This window comes from Ruania rhizosphaerae, from assembly GCF_009805705.1.
Lineage (GTDB): Bacteria > Actinomycetota > Actinomycetes > Actinomycetales > Beutenbergiaceae > Ruania > Ruania rhizosphaerae.
The window spans coordinates 19,283-38,158 of the sequence record NZ_VSMB01000009.1 but is presented as its reverse complement, the minus strand read 5'-3'; the positions used below and the strand labels follow the sequence as shown (position 1 = coordinate 38,158).

22 protein-coding genes are annotated in these 18,876 nt (G+C 69.2%); 8 read left to right on the top strand and 14 right to left on the bottom strand.

All coding sequences use genetic code 11. The features are described 5' to 3' along the window. Positions 1-7: 7 nt before the first annotated feature. Positions 8-697, bottom strand: coding sequence for a TetR/AcrR family transcriptional regulator (locus FV560_RS13045; RefSeq protein WP_159621990.1), 690 nt, complete (start codon positions 695-697; stop codon positions 8-10). A 107-nt stretch (positions 698-804) separates the two neighbouring features. Between FV560_RS13045 and FV560_RS13040 the strand changes: the two genes are divergently transcribed. Together FV560_RS13040 and rpmB are read left to right on the top strand one after the other, a co-directional pair. Then, on the top strand, positions 805-1,398 hold the full coding sequence (locus FV560_RS13040; protein WP_159621989.1) for an anthrone oxygenase family protein: 594 nt from the start codon (positions 805-807) through the stop codon (positions 1,396-1,398). Positions 1,399-1,596: 198 nt separating this feature from the next. Continuing rightward, the gene (gene rpmB, locus FV560_RS13035) at positions 1,597-1,788 is read left to right on the top strand and encodes a 50S ribosomal protein L28 (RefSeq protein ID WP_159621988.1); all 192 of its coding nucleotides are present in this window, start codon (positions 1,597-1,599) and stop codon (positions 1,786-1,788) included. 66 nt (positions 1,789-1,854) lie between these two features. Here rpmB and FV560_RS13030 read toward each other — a convergent pair whose 3' ends face one another. The 4 genes from FV560_RS13030 to FV560_RS13015 form a co-directional block, all read right to left on the bottom strand. Next, positions 1,855-3,063: an RNA polymerase sigma factor gene (locus tag FV560_RS13030; RefSeq protein WP_159621987.1), complete on the bottom strand. Its 1,209-nt coding sequence runs from the start codon at positions 3,061-3,063 to the stop codon at positions 1,855-1,857. A 14-nt stretch (positions 3,064-3,077) separates the two neighbouring features. Next, on the bottom strand, positions 3,078-3,452 hold the full coding sequence (locus FV560_RS13025; protein WP_159621986.1) for a YciI family protein: 375 nt from the start codon (positions 3,450-3,452) through the stop codon (positions 3,078-3,080). A gap of 95 nt (positions 3,453-3,547) precedes the next feature. Further along, complete coding sequence (locus FV560_RS13020) at positions 3,548-3,979, bottom strand: CBS domain-containing protein (RefSeq protein ID WP_159621985.1); 432 nt, start codon at positions 3,977-3,979, stop codon at positions 3,548-3,550. Between the two features lie 66 nt (positions 3,980-4,045). After that, entirely contained in the window at positions 4,046-5,029 is a 984-nt protein-coding gene (locus tag FV560_RS13015) for a thiamine-phosphate kinase (protein WP_159621984.1), read from the bottom strand. A 161-nt stretch (positions 5,030-5,190) separates the two neighbouring features. Between FV560_RS13015 and FV560_RS13010 the strand changes: the two genes are divergently transcribed. Further along, entirely contained in the window at positions 5,191-5,613 is a 423-nt protein-coding gene (locus FV560_RS13010; protein WP_235020114.1) for a DUF3515 family protein, read from the top strand. Positions 5,614-5,625: 12 nt separating this feature from the next. Here FV560_RS13010 and FV560_RS13005 read toward each other — a convergent pair whose 3' ends face one another. Next, positions 5,626-6,738: a D-alanine--D-alanine ligase family protein gene (locus FV560_RS13005; RefSeq protein WP_159621983.1), complete on the bottom strand. Its 1,113-nt coding sequence runs from the start codon at positions 6,736-6,738 to the stop codon at positions 5,626-5,628. Positions 6,739-6,843: 105 nt separating this feature from the next. Between FV560_RS13005 and FV560_RS13000 the strand changes: the two genes are divergently transcribed. Further along, positions 6,844-8,019 carry a trans-sulfuration enzyme family protein gene (locus tag FV560_RS13000; protein WP_159621982.1) on the top strand — a complete coding sequence of 392 codons (1,176 nt, stop codon included), beginning with the start codon at positions 6,844-6,846 and terminating at the stop codon, positions 8,017-8,019. 31 nt (positions 8,020-8,050) lie between these two features. Continuing rightward, the gene (locus FV560_RS12995) at positions 8,051-8,746 is read left to right on the top strand and encodes an AMIN-like domain-containing (lipo)protein (protein ID WP_159621981.1); all 696 of its coding nucleotides are present in this window, start codon (positions 8,051-8,053) and stop codon (positions 8,744-8,746) included. A 12-nt stretch (positions 8,747-8,758) separates the two neighbouring features. On the opposite strand, the gene FV560_RS12990 is transcribed toward FV560_RS12995, so the two are convergent. The 8 genes from FV560_RS12990 to leuC all read right to left on the bottom strand — a co-directional run bounded on the left by FV560_RS12990 (position 8,759) and on the right by leuC (position 15,929). Then, positions 8,759-9,133, bottom strand: a complete 375-nt coding sequence (locus FV560_RS12990; RefSeq protein WP_159621980.1) for a type II toxin-antitoxin system VapC family toxin — start codon at positions 9,131-9,133, stop codon at positions 8,759-8,761. Further along, positions 9,130-9,363, bottom strand: a complete 234-nt coding sequence (locus FV560_RS12985) for a type II toxin-antitoxin system Phd/YefM family antitoxin (RefSeq protein WP_159621979.1) — start codon at positions 9,361-9,363, stop codon at positions 9,130-9,132. Before FV560_RS12985 ends, FV560_RS12990 begins: the two co-directional genes overlap by 4 nt. 38 nt (positions 9,364-9,401) lie before the next feature. Beyond that, complete coding sequence (locus FV560_RS12980) at positions 9,402-10,142, bottom strand: lysophospholipid acyltransferase family protein (protein ID WP_159621978.1); 741 nt, start codon at positions 10,140-10,142, stop codon at positions 9,402-9,404. Continuing rightward, positions 10,142-10,783: a response regulator transcription factor gene (locus FV560_RS12975; RefSeq protein WP_159621977.1), complete on the bottom strand. Its 642-nt coding sequence runs from the start codon at positions 10,781-10,783 to the stop codon at positions 10,142-10,144. Before FV560_RS12975 ends, FV560_RS12980 begins: the two co-directional genes overlap by 1 nt. After that, entirely contained in the window at positions 10,780-12,030 is a 1,251-nt protein-coding gene (locus FV560_RS12970) for a sensor histidine kinase (RefSeq protein WP_159621976.1), read from the bottom strand. Before FV560_RS12970 ends, FV560_RS12975 begins: the two co-directional genes overlap by 4 nt. A gap of 372 nt (positions 12,031-12,402) precedes the next feature. Further along, positions 12,403-13,716 carry a UDP-N-acetylglucosamine 1-carboxyvinyltransferase gene (gene murA, locus FV560_RS12965; protein ID WP_159621975.1) on the bottom strand — a complete coding sequence of 438 codons (1,314 nt, stop codon included), beginning with the start codon at positions 13,714-13,716 and terminating at the stop codon, positions 12,403-12,405. A gap of 67 nt (positions 13,717-13,783) precedes the next feature. Continuing rightward, complete coding sequence (gene leuD, locus FV560_RS12960) at positions 13,784-14,422, bottom strand: 3-isopropylmalate dehydratase small subunit (protein ID WP_159621974.1); 639 nt, start codon at positions 14,420-14,422, stop codon at positions 13,784-13,786. 25 nt (positions 14,423-14,447) lie between these two features. After that, positions 14,448-15,929 (bottom strand): 3-isopropylmalate dehydratase large subunit, encoded by a 1,482-nt coding sequence (leuC, locus tag FV560_RS12955; RefSeq protein WP_159621973.1) that lies wholly within the window; start codon positions 15,927-15,929, stop codon positions 14,448-14,450. A gap of 108 nt (positions 15,930-16,037) precedes the next feature. Here leuC and FV560_RS12950 point away from each other — a divergent pair, with 108 nt between their 5' ends. From FV560_RS12950 to FV560_RS12940, 3 genes are all read left to right on the top strand, one after another. After that, a complete protein-coding gene (locus FV560_RS12950; RefSeq protein WP_159621972.1) occupies positions 16,038-16,760 on the top strand; it encodes an IclR family transcriptional regulator in 723 nt (240 codons plus the stop codon). 552 nt (positions 16,761-17,312) lie between these two features. Beyond that, positions 17,313-17,903 (top strand): type IV toxin-antitoxin system AbiEi family antitoxin domain-containing protein, encoded by a 591-nt coding sequence (locus tag FV560_RS12945; protein WP_159621971.1) that lies wholly within the window; start codon positions 17,313-17,315, stop codon positions 17,901-17,903. Next, positions 17,900-18,868, top strand: coding sequence for a nucleotidyl transferase AbiEii/AbiGii toxin family protein (locus tag FV560_RS12940; RefSeq protein ID WP_159621970.1), 969 nt, complete (start codon positions 17,900-17,902; stop codon positions 18,866-18,868). Before FV560_RS12945 ends, FV560_RS12940 begins: the two co-directional genes overlap by 4 nt. The last annotated feature ends 8 nt before the right edge of the window (positions 18,869-18,876 follow it).

Here is an 18,876-nt window from a genome sequence, read left to right as displayed (position 1 = left end):
GGTGATGCTATCGCCAACCCTCTGACATTCCGCCCTCGCCCGCTCCCGGCTGCGGACATTCGGCCAACTGCCAGAACAGCCCGACGGCGGTCCTCGCCCGGTCCACGCACTCGGGTTCTGCTGGCGGCACGTCACCGAGCAGGACGCGGATCTGAATGTCGCGGACGATCAGCCCGTAGAGGATCTCGAACGCCCGGGCGGGTCCACCCAGACGGGTCAGGTCGAGCAGCCCGGCCGAATCCAGGCGGGTGAGCGCGGACTCCACGACGGGCCCGATGCGCCTCCGCCCGGACTCGAGCAGCACGGCTCGCAGCGCAGGTGTTGCCATCGCAGCACGGTTGAGCGCGAGCGACGGCTCACCGGTGAGCAGGCGGAGCAGAGCCGTGCCGTACTCGGTCAGCACCTCCTGGGCCGCGCGCCGGGCCGCCTCTGGGCCCTCCGGAAGGGGTTCCTCGAACGCAGTCATCACCCGCGTCGCAGACTGATCGGCCGCTCGCTCGATCACGGCTCGGAGCAGGCCGTCACGGTCGGCGAACCATCGATAGAGCGTCTCCTTGGACGCCCGCGCCCGGACGGCGACAGCCTGCATGGTGAGGTGTTCCACCCCGACGGCGACAAGCTCGTCGACCGCGGCGTCAAGGATGGCGTGCTCCCTGGCCGCGCGCTGCTCGGCCGGGAGTCGTCCGCGTCGGGTCATCTGTTCATCCAACCGTAGAAACGTACCTGATAGTACGTGTACCATCCATAAATCGAACCGTCCGGTTCGGATCTAGGCAGTCATCCCACCTAGCCAGGAGTGCACCTATGACGGCGACCGATCCGCAGCCCACCATCCGGGCACGACAGCCCCACACGAATCCACCGCGGTCCCGCACGATCGGTCCGCTCACGCTTGGCACCGCCATCATCGCCACCACCTTCACGGCGGCGATCTTCGGCTTCTTCTACGCGTGGACATGCTCAACGATGTGGGGCCTGGACACGGCCGACCCACACGTGGCGATCGAGGCGATGCGAGCCATGAACGCTTCGGTGCGCAATGCCGTCTTCGCCCCCGTCTTCTTTGGCACCCCGGCCGTGCTGGCGGTGGCGGCGCTCAGTGCCCACCGGGCCGGCGCTCGCGGTAGGTGGTTCGGCGCGGCGGCGCTGCTGTACTTGATCGGCGGACTGGGCCTGACCATGGCGGTCAACGTGCCGATGAACGAGACGCTCGCGACAGCGCCGGTACCGGAGAGCCGCGATGCAGCACAGCAGATGTGGGACACCTACTCTCCACCGTGGCAGGTGGCGAACGCTGCTCGCACCGCGGTGAGCGGACTCGCGCTGGTTCTGGCTGCCGCCGGACTGTACGACCTCGGGCGATGCTCGGGCCGTCGTCGGGCATCAGTGCACCCGTGACCACTGCTGTGCGCCAGAACACGCGCGCCGCCCGGGGCGACGTTTGAGCACCGAGCCGCCGATACAGTACTCTTGAGCGGTTGCCCGCCCCGGGCACGCGTTCCGGCCCGCCCCCGTGGCGAGGGCCGGGCCCCGATCTGTTCAATCACAGACTGCCGCTTCACCCTGTGGCGAGCACTGACCTAGAGGAGACACACCGTGGCTGCTACGTGTGACGTCTGCGCCAAGGCCCCGAGCTTCGGCCACAGCATCTCGCACTCCCACCGCCGGACCAAGCGGCGCTGGAACCCGAACATCCAGAAGGTGCGCACCGTCGTCGGTGGCACCCCGAAGCGCCTCAACGTGTGCACCTCCTGCCTCAAGGCTGGGAAGGTCACCCGCGCCGTCTGAGGCACACGCTTCCCGAGATCCCTCGTCGATCTGGTCGTTGACCGGGTTGGCGGGGGATTTTCGACGTCAGGGCCCCGGCACCGCGAGGTTCGCGACCACCCTGTTCAGGTAGCGCTGCTCGGGGATGCTGCGGGTCAGCCGCGCGGCCTCGGTCAGCGCGGCCACCGCTTCTTCGCGGCGGCCGGCCTCAGCGAGCAGGTGCCCGCGCACCGCCTGCAGGCGATGGCTGCGGGCATGCCTGCTCGCAAGCGGGTCAAGCGTCGCGAGCCCGGCGTCCGGCCCGTGTACCCGGGCGAGAGCGGCGGACCGCCCCAAGGTCACCGAGAGGCTCGGCGCGACGGCATCCAGGAGCCGGTACAGCTCAGCGATCTGTGTCCAGTCGGTATCTGGCCAGGTGCGCGCCTCGGCGTGCACGGCGGCGATCGCCGCCTGGAGCTGGAACTCCCCGACCGGCCCGACCGGTAGCGCCGCTTCGATCAACGCCACCCCCTCGGCGATCCGCCCCACGTCCCAGCGAGTACGATCCTGTTGCTCCAGCGGGACGATCTCACCGCCATCGGTGCGGCTCGCTGCCCGTGCCTGGGTGAGCAGGAGCAGCGCAAGCAGTCCGAGGTTCTCAGGGTCGGCCGGGCGTGCTCTCACCAGCTCCCGGGCGAGCCGGAGCGCTTCGCCGGTGAGCGCGGCGTCGGTGATCACTGGGCCGCTGCTGCGGGTGTGGGCCTCGGTGTAGAGCAAGGCGACGGCGTGCCGCACTGCCGCCATCCGGGTCGCCTCCTCCTGCGGTGCGGGTGCGGGGAAGGTGGCACCATGACGCGTCAGGGTCGCCTTGGCGCGGCTGATCCGTTGCGCCATGGTGGACTCCGGCACCAGGAACCCGGCCGCGACCTCCGACGTGGTCAGTCCACCCACCGCTCGCAGCATCAGTGCCACCTGGGACGCCTTCGTCAGAGCGGGATGACAGCACAGGATCATCAGGTGCAGCGGGTCATCGTCGGTGCTGCGCGCCGGACCTGTCTCACGCAACTGGGCCAGACGCTCCTCCCGTGCCCAGCGACTCGCCTCGCTGCGCACCTGGTCGATGAGCCGGCGGCTCGCGACCCGTACCAGCCAACCGCGGGGATCGCGCGGCGCACCCTCGCGCGGCCACTGCACACTCGCCGCGAACATCGCCTCCTGCACAGCGTCCTCACAGTCCGCGAACCGACCGTGCCGCCGCACCAGCGCCGCGAGGACGTGCGGCGTCTGCCGACGCCACACGTCCTCCCATTCGTCCACAGCGGAGGCAGCTGTCAGCTCATCACCGGGCGCAGTTCGGTGGTCTCGCCCGGTCCGGAGAAGCGGTGGGTGACCTCCTCGGCCCGGGCATGGGACTCCACATCGATCAGGAAGAACCCGGCCAGGTGCTCCTTGCCTTCCGCGTACGGGCCGTCCGTGACCAGTCGCTCTCCGTCCTGCCAACGGAACAGGCGCGACGACGTCGGGTCGCCCAGCGCCTCCCCGGTGATCAGCTCACCGCGGTTCTGCAGTTCGGTGAGTACCTCCTCGAACTCAGCGTTCAAACGCTCGCGGACCTCTGCCGGCTGGTCCTGGAACTCGGGCAGGTAGTCGCCGGTCGGGTGACCCCAGGGCCGCGGGTTGGAGTGGATCAGGATCAGGTACTTCATCTCGTGCTCCTCGAATCGGGCCGGGCACCCATGACCTCGGCTCTCATCATGAACGTCGGAGCGCGCGACGGATCCTCGACATGCCCTGCGCGTTGTCAGTGTGAGACGTAGTCCACCAACGAGTCACGCTCCGACTGCAGTTCATCCAGCCGGTTCTTCACGATGTCGCCGATGGAGACGATGGCCTCCAGCTTGCCGTCCACGACCACCGGCAGGTGCCGGATGCGTCGCTCGGTCATCACCCGGCCCAGCACCTCCAGCTCGTCCTCGGGTACGCAGGTGTACACCTCCGCGGTCATCACCTCACCCACAGCCACGCCGAGCACCTCGGCACCGCGTGTGTGCAGGTGTCTGACGACGTCCCGCTCGGTGACGATGCCGGCCACGCTCTGGCCGTCATCCTCGGAGACGACCACGGCACCGATGTTGTGGTCGTCGAGCACGGCGAGCAGATCGGCCACGCTGGCCTGCGGGGAGACGGTCACGACCGACGAGCCCTTACGACGGATCACCTCTGAGATACGCATACTTCACGATACGCCGAGTGTGAGCGTTGTCACATCCCGAACGAGGCCGTGTCGGCCGATCGCGTCTCACCGGCCGGAGAAGTGATCCCAGCCCGAGCCCAGCACCGACGGTGGCCCGCCGTCGACCGTCACTCCGGGTTCGCCCGCTCTCACCGTCCCGATCTGCCGGAATCCCTCCGGTACCTCACCCTCCACCACGGCCAGCAGGCCATGGTCCTCCCCACCGGTGAGCACCCACGTGAGGGCGTCCTGCCCGTAGGCGCGTGCGAGCGCCTCCAGCGCTGCCACATCCGCGGCGATCGCCTGTGAGCTCAGGTCGAGCACCACGCCGCTGGCCCGCGCCATGCGCCCCGCGTCCCGCAGCAGTCCGTCGCTGACGTCCATCATGGCCTCCACGCCCGCCTCTGCCGCTCGCAGCCCGGCCCGCACCGGCGGGCGCGGCCGCAGGAATCTCCCGACGGCGTCCCTCGCCTCCGCCTCGAGGTGGTCATCCGATGCGCTGAACCCGCCCTCCAGCACCGCCAGTCCGGCGGCGGACCACCCCAGGCGGCCGGCGTGACAGATCCGGGCTTCGGGCCGCGCACCGTCCCTGAGCGCCGGTGCGCGACCCTCCAGGTCTCCGTGCGCCGTCACGGACACCATCACCACCGGTCCGCCGGAGAGATCCCCGCCCTCGGCCCCGACGGCGTGGAGACGGCACGCCTGCGCCATCCCGTGGGCGAAATCCTCCACCCAGGCGACCTCCAGGTCACCCGGCAGCACCAGGGAGGTGACGATCGCCGTCGGGCGTGCCCCCATGGCAGCCACATCGGCGAGGTTTTGCATGACGGCGCGCCAGCCGACGTCCGCACCGCTCCCCCAGGCGCGCCGGAAGTGCCGGTCCTCCACCAGCACGTCCGTGGTGACGACGAACCGCCCGTCCGGGGCCGCCACCACGGCCGCATCATCACCCGGCCCGAGTACCCGGGCAGCGCTGGCCGGCAGCAGCGGCACCACCCGCTCCAGCAGTTCGTCCTCGGTGAGGTCCTGGACCCGCTCGACCTGATGCACTCGCTGAGCCTACCCAGTCACGCGCAGCGATTACGGTGGTGAACGTGCCTGCCACCACACGCCCCCTCCTCGGCCCTACTGCCCCGTCTGTCAGGGCGGGAGTCCTGACCATGGCGATGGCCGCCGTCGGGGTTCTTGTTGGATGCCAATCGGCTGTGGAGGTGGATCCGGGCCCGACCGCGAGCGCTCCGGTGTGCGCGGAGGTGCTGCGGGCGCTGCCGGACGAGCTCGCGGGCGCAGAGCGGCGCTCGACCACCTCGCAAGCGAGTGCCGCGTGGGGTGAGGATCCGGCCATCACGCTCCGCTGCGGGGTGCAGCCGCCCGGGCCGACCACCGACCGGTGCATCACGGCCGAGGCGGCGAACGGTACATCGGTGGACTGGGTGGTCACCGAGCTCGGAGACGTCGAGGGTGGCTGGCAGTTCACGACCTACGGGCGGGTGCCGGCGATCGAGCTGACGGTGCCGGTCTTCCATGCCGGGAACGCCTCGGACGCCGACCCGACCACCCTGTTGGTCGATCTGGGAGAGGTTGTGGACATCATCGGCGCCGAGCGGGCGTGTCTCGCCCTCGACGACGTCTGAGGACGCCGCCACTTACCGCAGGCCGGTGCGTCGCTCCCGCGCCAGCTCGATCAGCTCGGTGATCAGGTCGCGATAGGCCAGGCCGGAGCGTTCCCACATCATCGGATACATCGAGAACGGCGTGAAACCGGGCATGGTGTTCAGTTCGTTGACGAGCACCCCGGTCTCGGTGACGAAGAAGTCCACCCGGGCCAGCCCCTCACAACTGAGCGCCTCGAAGGTCTGCGCGGCCAGGGCCCGCACCTCGGCCGTGGTCTCCTCCGGCAGGTCCGCGGGCCAGGCGAGGGTGACGCCGTCGGCGTCGAAGTACTTGGCCTGATAGTCGTAGAACCCGTGGCCGGTGTCGGTGACGACGATCTCCCCGGGCAGTGTGGTGCGCGGGGGCGCGTCCTGGCGTCCTTCCAGCACGGCACACTCGATCTCACGGCCGACGATCGCGGCCTCCACGATCACCTTCGGGTCGTGCGCGCGAGCGACCTCGACGGCGTCAGCCAGATCCTCAGGGCGGTCCACCTTGGAGATGCCGATACTCGAGCCCGCCCGGCACGGCTTGACGAAGACGGGCCACCCGAGCGCGGCCACGGCGGCGAGGGCGTCCTCACGAGCGGTGCGCCACTGACGGTCGGTGATCACCGTGTACGGCCCGACCGGCAAGCCCTCCCCGGCCAGCACGATCTTCATGTAGTGCTTGTCCATCCCGACGGCCGAGGCCAGCACCCCGGAGCCGACGTAGGGCATCCCCGCGAGCTCGAGCATCCCCTGCAGGGTGCCGTCCTCGCCGAAGGGCCCGTGCAGCAGCGGGAGCACCACATCCACCTGCCCGAGGACGGCCGGGACGGCGCCGGGGTGGTAGCTGACCACCTCCCGGGAGGCATCCCCCATCGGCAGCAGCACCTGCGCTGCATCGGCGGCGTCCACCTGCGGGGGTGTGGTGCCGGTGATCTGCCATCTGGCCGGATCGTCGGCGGCCATCACCCACTCGCCGGTGCGGGCGATGCCGATCGGCACCACCTCGTAGCGGTCGCGGTCGATCGCTACGAGCACACCGGCGGCAGTCGCACAGCTGACCGAGTGCTCGTCGCTGCGGCCGCCGAACAGGATCGCCACACGGGTACGTTCGCTCATCACCGCCGAGCGTACGGCAACGAGGGCGCCCGACGGCGGCCCACACTCCGGTCACCGACCTCGCCAGAACGCACCTGCAGCGGGCAGTGCGTAGTCTGGCTCACCGTGACCGATCAGCATGACCCCACGCTTCGTCCCGACACGCTCACGGTGGCTGCGGGCCGCCCGGCCCGCGAGGAGCAGGCGCCGGTGAACCCGCCGGTGGTGCTCTCCTCCACCTACTTCTCCACCGGCTCCCCCGACGGCGGCGACCTCGTGTACGCGCGGCTGGGCACCGAGACGTGGCTGCCGCTGGAGGAGGCGCTGGGCACGCTGGAGGGATCGACCCGGCCCGGGCTCGTCTTCGGCTCCGGGATGGGCGCGATCTCGGCGGCCCTGGACCTGGTGCCGGCCGGGGGTGAGGTGATCATCCCCCGGCACAGTTACCACGCCTCGCTGGTGGCCGCCCGGCACCTGGCCGAGCGCTCGCAGGTGCGCGTGAGCGAGGTGGACATCGCCGACACCGATCAGGTGACCGCGGCCGTGCGAGAGTCCGCCGCCCGCGGGCACGAGCCGGTGCTCTGGGTGGAATCACCCACCAACCCCATGCTGGAGGTGGCGGACCTGCCGGCGCTGGCGGAGGTGACCCACGCGGCCGGCGGCCTGGTGATCGCGGACAACACCTTCGCGACCCCACTCGGGCAGCGCCCGCTCACACTCGGGGCGGATGTGGTGGTGCACTCGGTGACCAAGTACCTGGCCGGGCACTCCGATGTGATCCTCGGGGCCGCGCTGACCGACGACGAGGGGCTGCATGAGCGGCTGCGCGTCCGCCGCAGCATCGGCGGTGCCGTGGCCGGACCGTGGGAGGCGTGGCTGGCGCTTCGCGGGATGCGCACACTCGCACTGCGGGTGCAGCGCTCCCAGCAGAACGCGGCGGCGCTGGCCGAGCATCTGCGCACCCACCCGCTGGTGGCGGCGGTCAGCTACCCGGGCCTGCCTGACCACCCGCAGCACGAGCGCGCCGCCGCGCAGATGTCTGGGTTCGGGTCGATCCTGACGCTGCGCCCGGTTGGTGGGGTGGAGGGCGCCGAAGCGCTGACGCGGGCGCTGCGACTGTGGCTGCCGGCCACCAGCCTGGGCGGTGTGGAGTCGTCGCTGGAGCGCCGGCGCCGGTTCGCTGCGGAGGCGCCCACGGTGCCGGAGGACCTGTTGCGACTGTCGGTGGGGATCGAGGACGTGGCCGATCTGATCGCCGATCTCGACCAGGCGTTGGCTGTCGCAGCGCAGTACGCTGAGTAGAGGTCTTTTCTCGCCGAGGGAGGTGCCGAATATGCAACGCAGACGGTTCCGATACGCCCCCGCGGCGGCCCTGGCGGCGGCCGCGCTCGCACTGGCCGGGTGTAACGGCGATTCCGACGGCGGCGGTGGCGGCCCGTACGGTGGTGCACCCGATCCCACCACCGGCGAGTCGGCCACGGACGAGCCGACCGATGACAGTGATGGCACTGACGGAACTGACGGCGCAGACGACACTGACGAGACTGACGACGGGTCGCAGGACGAACCCTCCGGGGGCGCTGCACCGTTCCCGGCGGACACCTCACGTGACACCCAGGAGGCGGCCGGGGACATCGACCTGCTGCTGGTGGAGGCACGCACCGGCCGGCACGAGGGCTACGACAGAGTGGTGCTGGAGTTCACCGGATCCGGGACCCCGGGCTGGGTCGGAGAGTACGTCGAGGATCCGGTGCAGGACGGCAGCGGGCTACCGATCGAGGTCGACGGTGACGCCACGATCCAGGTGACCGTGGAGGGCACCCGGTATCCGGAGAAGACCGACGACTACTTCTCCCCCGCCGTGCTCGGCGTCGATGGTGAGGCGATCGAGGAGGTCGACGTCGGTGGCACGTTCGAGGGCTACACGCAGGTCGTCGTCGGTGTGGATGACGGTGACGCTCCGTTCCGGGTGTTCTCGTTGACCGACCCCACGCGAGTGGTCATCGACGTCCAGCACACCGAGGACTAAGAGATCGCACACTCAGGCGAGGAGGACCTCGTAGCCGGAGAAGTGGCGATCGACGGTCGCGATCGTCATGCTCTCGACCTGCGCCTGCGCGATCAGCATCCGGTCAAAGGGGTCGCGATGATGCCACGGCAATGTCGCCAGGGCTGCTGCATGCTCCGGTACCAGGGGTAGTGCGGTGAATCCTTCCTCGATCAGCACCTCGCGCACCCCGTCGGGCGCTGACAGTTTGCCCAGCGACTGCTTGATCACGATCTCGGCAATACTGACGGCCGAGAACCACACCCCGACGCCCGGATCGGCAATCAGTTCGCGATGATGCCGGCGTAAGGACGGGTCGTCGGCGAGCCACCACAGGAGCACATGGGTGTCTGCGAGGACCCTCGTCACGCGCCGTACCAGTCGTGCTCGTCTGCGACGCTGAAGTCGTCGAAGTCGTCAGCGATGTCGACACGGCCCCGCCATCGGCCCGGGACACGGGGGGCGCGACGCACAGCGAAGGGCACCAGCCGCGCGACGGGGCGCCCGTGCCGCGTCACGATCGTCTCCTCGCCGCGCTCGGCGTCCGCGATCAGTCGCGAGAGCTGCGACTTCGCCTCGTACACACTCACGGTTGCCATAGCGACATTATTCTGGTCTGGTCTAGTCTGGTCAAGAATCAGCGCCGGTACCCCTGCCCCGGCTCCGGCCGCCACATCAAGGGTTCAGCCGGCGGCGTGCCCGGTCGGATCGTGGCCAGCAGGGTGGTGATCTCGGCCATGATCAGCCCACTCACCTCGCGCAGCACGTCCGCGTCGATCTCCCGGTCACGAAATTCCCCAAGATCCAACGGCTGCCCCGCGCGCACCGTGATACGGGGACGTCGCCAGGGGTGCAGCCGGTACGTGGGCGGAGGCATGAGTTCATGTGCACCCCACTGCGCCACCGGGACCACCGGCACCCCGGTCTCCAGCGCCAGCCGTGCCGCACCGGTGCGGGCCGCCATCGGCCACAGGTCCGGATCGCGGGTGAGGGTGCCTTCGGGGAAGATCAGCACGCTCGTCCCCGACTGGAGCCGCTGCGCAGCCACCGTCACGGACTCGGAGGCCTCTCCCGTGTCCCGGTAGACCGGCACGAAACCGCAGGCGCGCAGTAACCAGCCGAGTCCGCGTGCCTCGAACAGCGGCGACTTGGCCAACGCGACCGGGAAGTGGCCCTGCCCGACGAAGAAGTGCAGTGCCGTCAGCGGGTCGACGGTGGAGACATGGTTGGCCACGGCCAGGAACGGGCCCTCGGGCAGGTTCTCGATCCCGATCCAGTGCGGGCGGGTCATGGCCCGGACGAGCGGGCGCGCAATCCCGGCAGCAACGCGGTACGCACGCGGCACCGGCGCCCTGTCCTCGCTGCGATCCTCCCCCATCAGATCCACCCTCGCGCGCGGGCCGTGCGCACAGCCTCGTGCCGGTTCGCGGCACCGAGTTTGGTGGCCGCAGCAGACAGGTAGTTGCGCACCGTGCCGGGACTGAGCGACGCACGCGACGCGATCTCCTCCACCGGCGCCCCGTCCGCTGCCAGTTCGAGCACATCGGCCTCCCGCGCGGTGAGCGGGCTCGCACCGGCGGAGATCGCCTCGGCTGCGAGCTCGGGATCGACGTAACGCCCGCCCGCGACCACCTGGCGGAGCACGTCCGCGAGCACCTTCGCCGAGACAGTCTTGGGCAGGAATCCGCGCACTCCCGCCTCGAGCGCCTTCTTCAGATAGCCGGGCCTGCCGTGACTGGTGACGATCACGCACGCACACCGCGGCACCTCGGCGAGGATCTGCTGAGCAGCCTCGATACCGTCCAGTCCGGGCATCTGCAGGTCCAGAACGGCCACGTCCGGGGACAGTCTGCGCGCCACGGCCACCGCTTCCGTGCCGCTCGCGGCCTGGCCGATCACTGCGATGTCGTCCTCCAGGTCGAGCAGCGAGGCGACGGCGTCCCGGATGAGGTTCTCGTCATCGGCGAGAAGCACTCGGATGGGCGAGGCCGTGCCCGCGTCGTTGGTCCGGTCGGTCATCGCCGTGACTCCTCCTGCTCAGCTGTGGTGGCTCTCTCGCCGTCGTCGGGCACTTCGGCCCGGATCCGGAAGCCCCCGTCGTCGGTCGCTCCGAAGTCGATCCTGCCACCCACGGTGGCGAGCCGTTCGGCCAGGCCGTGTAGACCCGAACCCTGACGCGCCTGGGCGAGCGGGCGGACACCGTCGTTGACGATCTCGACGCTGGCTGCGCCGTCGCCGGCCTCAAGGGTGATCACGGCGGTGCGTGCATCGGCGTGCCGGACCACATTCGTGACGGCCTCGCGCACCACCCAGGCGAGCGCTTCGGCTGCCTGGTCTCCCACCTGCTCCCGTTCACCGGAGACCGTCACCCGCACACCCGCCGACTGCAGGATGTCCCGAGCGCCGGCGAGCTCAGTGGGCAGGTCAGCCCGCCGGTAGCCGTCGACGACGGCCCTCACCTCCCGGAGTGCATCCTGGGAGATCTGGCGTACCTCGAGCATCTTCTCCGCACCCCGAGGATCACCTCGCCGTGCCAGTTCGGCAGCCAGCTCGCTGGTGACCGCGACGGTGGCCAGGGTGCGTCCGAAGATGTCGTGCAGGTCGCGCGAGAAGCGCAACCGCTCCTCGGCCACCGCAAGGCGCGCGTCGACCTCCCGGCGGCGGTCGAGGTCCCAGACGACGCCGATCATCCAGGCAGCGACGCGGAACGACAGCGTGATACCGACGAAGATCGTCGTCGATGCGATGACGAATGGCACACCGGCGCGCGGGTCACCGGTCGCATCGACCTGGATGGCGGCGACGCCCACCAGGATCGGCAGTGCCAGCAGGACGAGAGTCCGGGGCCGGACCACGGGTGCGACCGCCGCCCCGAGCACCAGCAGCGGCATCAGCAGGAGCCAGCCCGGGATCCTGGTGCCCTCAGGCGGATCGACCGGCCACGGGAGGGCGTACAGCGCCATGGCAACCACGGTCAGCAGCGCCACTGTCGTCGCGATCAGGGTCACGATGAGGCGAACCGGGCGTGGACGGCGACCCAGGTACTGATCGACCGCACGTGCCAGGACGATCTCGGCGAGACCAGCCTGGAGGAGGAAGCCGCCGACCAGGACCGGGATGTACCACGCGGCAAGATCCGCGAACTCGGTGGTGACCACCACCAAGCCGAAGAAGGGACCGAACACCAGCAGGACGTACAGCGACCACCGGTTGTAGACCTCGAACCGTTCCGGATCGCTCCACCCGCTCCACCACGCTGCTCGCATCGGGCTCACGGTACCGGGCCGCAACGAGGTCATCATGCAGTCCAGCCTCGGCCCACAGCCCTCCGGGCACCAGTGCCGGAGCTCACGCTCGACGGGTAGCTGCGCATAGAAGGGCGATGACGAATGTCATGGGAGCGGGGGCTGTCGTGATGGAGGGAGCCGGGCCCGAAGGCCCGGCTCCCGGTGACGCGGCGCGCGGGAGAGGTACGCACCAGCGCCTGCCCCGGCGGGAGACTGGCACCGGGGCTACTACGTCCGGATCTCGGATTCCGGCCGGTCGGGGCTGCCCGACTCCTCCACTGTGCGAGGCGAACCTGAGAGCCCGCTGGGAGCAACCTGGCAATTCGCCTCAGGATCCGCCCAGGCGGGCTCTCAGACTGTCTCGAACGTCGCGCCGAGCGCCTCGAGCTTGCCGGTGAAGTTCTCATACCCGCGGTTGATGAGCTCGATCCCACGCACCTGGGAGGTGCCCTCGGCCGCCAGTGCGGCGATCAGGTGGGAGAAGCCGCCACGCAGGTCCGGCACCTCGATATCGGCAGCGCGCAGCGGCGCCGGGCCAGAGACGACGGCGGAGTGGAAGAAGTTGCGCTGCCCGAAGCGGCACTCCAAGCCGCCCAGGCACTCCCGGTAGACCTGGATCGTGGCGCCCATCTGGCGCAGTGCCTCGGTGAAACCGAACCGGTTCTCGTAGACGGTCTCGTGCACGATCGACAGACCCGTGGCCTGGGTCAGGGCAACGACGAGCGGCTGCTGCCAGTCGGTCATGAAGCCGGGGTGGACATCGGTCTCGAGCACGATCGAGGCCAGTTCGGTGCCGGGATGACGGAAGCGGATGCCGTCGTCGTCGATGTCGAACTCACCGCCGACCTTCCGGAACGTGTTCAGGAAGGTCATCATGTCGGGCTGCCGGGCGCCCCGTACGTAGACGTCACCCCGTGTGGCGAGTGCGGCCGAGGCCCAGGACGCGGCCTCGATCCGGTCCGGGAGCGCGGCGTGGGTGAAACCCCCGAGGCGTGGCACACCCTCCACCCGGATCACCCGGTCGGTGTCGACGGAGATGATGGCGCCCATGCGCTGCAGCACCGCGATCAGGTCCATGATCTCCGGCTCGATCGCGGCGTTACGCAGTTCGGTCACGCCGGCAGCCCGGACGGCCGTGAGCAGCAGCTGCTCGGTGGCTCCGACGCTGGGGTAGGGCAGGTCGACCTTGGTGCCATGCAGGCCGCGGGGGGCGGTGATGAGGATGCCGGTGTCGAGCTTGTCCACCTGGGCGCCGAACTGGCGCAGGATCTCCAGGTGGTAGTCGATGGGGCGGTCACCGATACGGCAACCGCCGAGGTCGGGGATGAAGGCCTCTCCGAGGCGGTGCAGCAGCGGGCCGCACAAGAGGATCGGGATGCGGCTCGCGCCGGCGTGGGTGTCAATGTCCGCCTTGTGGGCGATTTCGACGTTGCGCGGGTCCAGACGGACCACACCGCCCGGTACGTCACGTTCGACCTGGACGCCGTGGAGCCGGAGCAGTCCCGCGACCACGTTGACGTCGCGGATCTCGGGCACATTGCGCAGCTCGCTCGTGTCCTCGCCCAGCAGCGCCGCGACCATGGCCTTGGAGACGAAGTTCTTCGCTCCGCGAACCGTGATCTCGCCCTGCAGCGGGGTCCCGCCGTGCACCTGCAGATGACTCATGCAACCGTCCTCGTCGTCATCCCCCGACCTAGCGCCCGACCGGTGGGACGGGCCAGACAAGGGTACGTCAGACGCTCGGGCGGGCCGCCTCGATCTCGACGCTCGGCAGGTGCTTGGCCGGCAGCGCCTTCGGACGCCAGGAGCCGCGGGTCGCCTCGAAGGAGGTGATCTCCTCTTCGTGGTTCAGCGTCAGGCCGATGTCGTCGAGGCCCTCCATGAGCCGCCAGCGGGTGTACTCATCCACCTGGAACGGCGCCACGACCGAACCGCAGGTGACAGTCCGGTTCTCCAGGTCGACCGTGATCTCCGTGCCGGGCTCGGTCTCGAGCACCTTCCAGATCTGCTCGATGTCGTCCTGGGCGAGCTGGGCGGCGAGCAGCCCCTGCTTACCGGAGTTGCCGCGGAAAATGTCCGCGAACCGGGAGGCGAGGACGGCCTTGAAGCCGTAGTCCTTCAGCGCCCAGACGGCATGCTCACGGGAGGAGCCGGTGCCGAAGTCGGGACCCGCCACCAGCACCGAGCCGGAGGAGTAGGCCTCCTGGTTGAGCACGAACTCCGGATCGCCGCGCCAGGCAGCGAACAGGGCGTCCTCGAAGCCGGTGCGGGTGACGCGCTTGAGGTAGACGGCGGGGATGATCTGGTCGGTGTCGACGTTGCTGCGACGCAGCGGAACCCCGACGCCGGTGTGAGTGGCGAACTTCTCCATGGTTCTTCTCCTGACGAGTCGGGGCTCAGACCTGCAGCGGCACGCGCGGGTCGAGCGGGGCCAGCGGGGTGCCGTCGAAGGATGTGAGGTCGACGTCCTCCGGTAGGTCCAGGTCGGCGAGCGACGAGAGCGTGCCGCGGATGGCGGTCGCGGCGGCGACCAGGGGCGAGACCAGGTGAGTGCGCCCGCCCTTGCCCTGCCGGCCCTCGAAGTTGCGGTTGGACGTGGACGCGGACCGCTCCCCCGGGGCGAGCTGGTCGGGGTTCATGCCCAGGCACATCGAGCACCCGGCGTTGCGCCACTCGGCACCGAAGTCCAGGAAGATCTCGTCGAGGCCCTCGGCCTCAGCCTGCAGTCGCACGCGGGCGGAGGCCGGAACCACAAGCACGCGGACGTTGTCGGCCTTCTTCCGGCCCTTGAGCACCTTCGCCACCGAGCGCAGGTCCTCGATCCGGCCGTTCGTGCAGGAGCCGATGAAGACCGTGTCGACGGCGATGTCCCGCAGCGGGGCGCCTGGCACCAGGCCCATGTACTCCACTGCCCGCTCGGCGGCGACGCGCTCGTTCTCGTCAGCGATCTCCTCCGGGACCGGCACGTTGGCACTGAGCGGCAGGCCCTGGCCAGGGTTGGTGCCCCAGGTGACGAAGGGCTCGAGGTCGTCGGCCTCGAGGACCACCTCGGTGTCGAAGACCGCGTCGTCGTCGCTGCGCAGCGTCTTCCAGTACTCGACGGCCTCGTCCCAGTCGGCTCCCTCGGGGGCGTGCGGACGGCCCTTGAGGTAGTCGAAGGTGGTCTCGTCCGGGGCGATCATGCCCGCCCGGGCGCCTGCCTCGATGGACATGTTGCAGACAGTCATCCGCGCTTCCATCGAGAGCTTGCGGATGGCTTCGCCGCGGTACTCGAGCACGTAGCCCTGACCGCCGCCGGTGCCGATCTTGGCGATGATCGCCAGGATGATGTCCTTCGACGTCGCGCCCGGGGGCAGGTCGCCGTTGACGGTGATCGCCATGGTCTTGAACGGGGCCAGGGGCAGTGTCTGGGTGGCGAGCACGTGCTCCACCTCGGAGGTGCCGATACCGAAGGCCAGCGCACCGAAGGCGCCGTGGGTGGAGGTGTGGGAGTCACCGCAGACGACCGTCAGGCCGGGCATCGTCAGGCCGAGCTGGGGACCGACCTGGTGCACGATGCCCTGGTCGGCGTCTCCCAGGGAGTGGATGCGCACGCCGAACTCCTCGGCGTTCTTGCGCAGGGTGTCGATCTGCGTGCGGCTGGTCAGGTCCGCGATCGGCAGGTCGATGTCGAGCGTCGGCGTGTTGTGGTCCTCGGTGGCGAGCGTCAGGTCGGGACGGCGCACCTTTCGGCCGGCGAGGCGGAGCCCCTCGAACGCCTGGGGACTGGTCACCTCGTGCACGAGGTGAAGATCGATGTAGAGCAAGTCAGGAGCGCCGTCGCTCCCCTTGCGGACCACGTGGTCCTGCCACACCTTCTCTGCCAGCGTTCCGGCCATGCGTGTCACCTTCTTCGTTCGTGGGTCCCGGTGGGTGGTGGGACCCCTTCTGCCTGGGTCGGATCTCAAGACTTGCAGTCTCACGGTGTGAGATGGCAGTATCGACCTATGGACAACTCTAGCGGAGTCGGCGTCCTCGACAAAGCCGCGATCGTCCTGGGAGCCCTTGAGGCCGGCCCGGCGACGCTGGCACAGCTGGTCGCCGCGACCCACCTTGCACGCCCCACGGCGCACCGGCTTGCGGTGGCACTCGAGCACCACCGATTCGTTGCCCGCGATATGCAGGGGCGCTTCGTGCTGGGCCCTCGCCTGGCTGAGCTCGCTTCTGCCGCCGGTGAGGACCGGCTGCTCGCCGCCGCCGGTTCGGTGCTACTCGCCCTACGCGACCACACGGGCGAGAGCGCCCAGCTGTTCCGCCGTCAGAGCGACCAGCGCATCTGCGTGGCCGCAGCCGAGAAGCAGATGGGCCTGCGCGACTCGATCCCGGTCGGTGCCACACTCTCCATGCTCGCCGGTTCGGCCGCGCAGGTACTGCTCGCCTGGGAGGAACCGGACCGGTTGCACCGCGGACTGCATGGCGCGAAGTTCACCGCCACGATTCTCTCCGGTGTGCGCCGGCGCGGCTGGGCGCAGAGCGTCAGTGAGCGCGAGGTCGGTGTGGCGTCGGTCTCGGCACCGGTGCGTGGCCCATCCGGCCGGGTGATCGCTGCAGTGTCGGTCTCCGGGCCGATCGAGCGCATGACCCGCCAGCCGGGGCGGCTGCACGCGAACGCCGTGATGGCGGCCGCGAACCGGCTCAGCGACGTGCTGCGGACGGGCGACAACAGCTGACGTCGCACCCGCGGGCCTCCGAGCGCTCAGTCGCTCTACCGATCTGGCATCTGAGGCGATCGCCCGTCTCGGTCGGCGACACGGAGCGTGTATCCAAGGGCCGCGTCGATGTCCTCGGGCATGACGGCCGGATAGTCGGCGAAGATGTCGGCACCGGACCCATACCTCAATACTGGGTCTCCCATGCCCGGGCATCACATCGGTCAGCCTCAGTAGGGAGCGCAACGCCGATCTCATCGCGGCGCAGGTCGAGGTATTCGCTCAGGCGAGCGACTCTGGCGTCGCAGTGGGTCTCGGCACAAGACCAGGATATCGGTGACGCACGCGGACGATCGACGGCCGACGCACCCGCCAACTGCTGACAGGTCAACACCATCTGTAGACGGATGGAACCACCACGGTCGCGGAACACAGGAGCCGACCTGCCTCGCGAGCCTCGAGCACATCCGAGCAGATCTGGGAGATGACACCCGAAATGCTCCGGCGCGGCAGCGTAGCTAGGCATGGATAAAAGTCGCACATAGTCGAACGATCTATGTAAGGATCATATCCATGAAGGAGCTAGACAAGTCGCTTCCGCCAACGTTCACGGCCAAGCTCTCGCGAGCGCACGGAGTGCATCCGCGGGACCTGTATGCATGGCGAGACGACGGGCGGATCATCGAACTCTCACGCGGCGTCTTCCGCCGAGCAGACGCGCCCCCGGCGTCGTACCCCGACATGATCGCCGTGTCGCACCGCTCACCTCGCGCCATCCTGTGCTGCGTCTCGGCGGCAGTGATCCATGACCTGACCGACGAAATGCCGCCGTCGGTACAGATCGCCGTGCCCAGACGAACGCATACGCCGGTGATCACGTACCCACCGGTGGCAGTGTTCCGCTTCGATGAGGCCACCTTTGAGCTCGGGCTGACCTCGTTCGAGGCAGGGCCCGGAGAGCCCGTGCGCATCTACGACGCGGCGAGGACCGTGGTGGATCTCATGCGATTTCGGAAACGTCTGGGCGAGCCGATCGCCCACGCCGCGCTTCACCGATACCTGGCAGCACCGGGCTCGAGGCCCGTGCTGCTCCTCGAGTACGCGGAGGCGCTGGGGACATTCGGTCCGACGCGGGCTGCGCTCGATGTCGCGAGCGCACGATGAGCCGGCCAACACGAGCCAGCGCCGCAGGGCGCGCGTACCTCGATTTGCAGAACCAGGCCCGCCGTCAGAAGCGTGGCACGCAGGAACTGCTCACGATGTACGTCGTGGAACGGTGGCTGTCGCGCATGTCACGCTCACCCCACGCCGAGGACTTCATCTTGAAGGGTGGGATGCTGCTGGCCTCCTTCGGCACCCGCCGTCCAACAGTCGACGCTGACGCGCTTGCGCGCAATATGGCCTCTGACCAGGAGACCGTGGCCCGCCGTGTTGCCGAGATCGCAGCGATCGAAGACCCAGACGACGGTGTGGAGTTCATGCGCGAGACCGTCACCACTGCGGTGATCCGAGATGACGCGCTGTACTCCGGCGTACGGGTGACAATGACAGCACAACTTGCAACCGCGCGGGTCATGCTGCGTCTGGACATCAACTTCGGCGACCCGGTCACCCCAGCCCCACGAACAGTCGAGCTGCCAGCGTTGCGACCTGATGCCCCTCCGATTCGCATCCTGGGCTACCCGATCGAAACGGTGCTTGCGGAAAAGCTCGTCACCGCGATCGAGCTGGGGAGAGCGAGCACTCGCGTGCGTGATTTCGTCGACATCTACCTCCTGACCGGTACGCAGTCCTTGCAGTGCGGATCGCTGCGCGACGCACTCCTGGCGACCGCAGGATTCCGGGGCACCACGTTGATCCCGCTGGCGCAGGCTACTGAGGGGTTCGGGGAACTGCGCGCCTCGGCATATGTCGCCTATGTCAAGGGGCTCGGTGAGGCGGGTGCGAATCTGCCGGTAAGACTCTCCGAGACCGTTGCTGCCGTTGCTGCTTTCGTCGACCCGGTGCTCGACGGGATCCATGCCGAGTCCACGTGGAACCCTTCGGAACGAGACTGGGTCGTGGCCCTGCGATCAGAGGGTCGGCGTCGGCCGGCAGATCGCCATAGCCCAACCCATCGCGACACCTGAAGTGCCAG

Excerpts from the sequence above, each read along its gene's own strand:
- FV560_RS13045 (WP_159621990.1), bottom strand. The coding sequence starts at position 697 with ATGACCCGACGCGGACGACTCCCGGCCGAGCAGCGCGCGGCCAGGGAG.
- FV560_RS13040 (WP_159621989.1), top strand. The coding sequence starts at position 805 with ATGACGGCGACCGATCCGCAGCCCACCATCCGGGCACGACAGCCCCAC.
- FV560_RS13025 (WP_159621986.1), bottom strand. The coding sequence starts at position 3,452 with ATGAAGTACCTGATCCTGATCCACTCCAACCCGCGGCCCTGGGGTCAC.
- FV560_RS13020 (WP_159621985.1), bottom strand. The coding sequence starts at position 3,979 with ATGCGTATCTCAGAGGTGATCCGTCGTAAGGGCTCGTCGGTCGTGACC.
- FV560_RS13005 (WP_159621983.1), bottom strand. The coding sequence starts at position 6,738 with ATGAGCGAACGTACCCGTGTGGCGATCCTGTTCGGCGGCCGCAGCGAC.
- FV560_RS12995 (WP_159621981.1), top strand. The coding sequence starts at position 8,051 with ATGCAACGCAGACGGTTCCGATACGCCCCCGCGGCGGCCCTGGCGGCG.
- FV560_RS12985 (WP_159621979.1), bottom strand. The coding sequence starts at position 9,363 with ATGGCAACCGTGAGTGTGTACGAGGCGAAGTCGCAGCTCTCGCGACTG.
- FV560_RS12980 (WP_159621978.1), bottom strand. The coding sequence starts at position 10,142 with ATGGGGGAGGATCGCAGCGAGGACAGGGCGCCGGTGCCGCGTGCGTAC.
- FV560_RS12975 (WP_159621977.1), bottom strand. The coding sequence starts at position 10,783 with ATGACCGACCGGACCAACGACGCGGGCACGGCCTCGCCCATCCGAGTG.
- FV560_RS12970 (WP_159621976.1), bottom strand. The coding sequence starts at position 12,030 with ATGCGAGCAGCGTGGTGGAGCGGGTGGAGCGATCCGGAACGGTTCGAG.
- murA (WP_159621975.1), bottom strand. The coding sequence starts at position 13,716 with ATGAGTCATCTGCAGGTGCACGGCGGGACCCCGCTGCAGGGCGAGATC.
- leuD (WP_159621974.1), bottom strand. The coding sequence starts at position 14,422 with ATGGAGAAGTTCGCCACTCACACCGGCGTCGGGGTTCCGCTGCGTCGC.
- leuC (WP_159621973.1), bottom strand. The coding sequence starts at position 15,929 with ATGGCCGGAACGCTGGCAGAGAAGGTGTGGCAGGACCACGTGGTCCGC.
- FV560_RS12950 (WP_159621972.1), top strand. The coding sequence starts at position 16,038 with ATGGACAACTCTAGCGGAGTCGGCGTCCTCGACAAAGCCGCGATCGTC.
- FV560_RS12945 (WP_159621971.1), top strand. The coding sequence starts at position 17,313 with ATGAAGGAGCTAGACAAGTCGCTTCCGCCAACGTTCACGGCCAAGCTC.
- FV560_RS12940 (WP_159621970.1), top strand. The coding sequence starts at position 17,900 with ATGAGCCGGCCAACACGAGCCAGCGCCGCAGGGCGCGCGTACCTCGAT.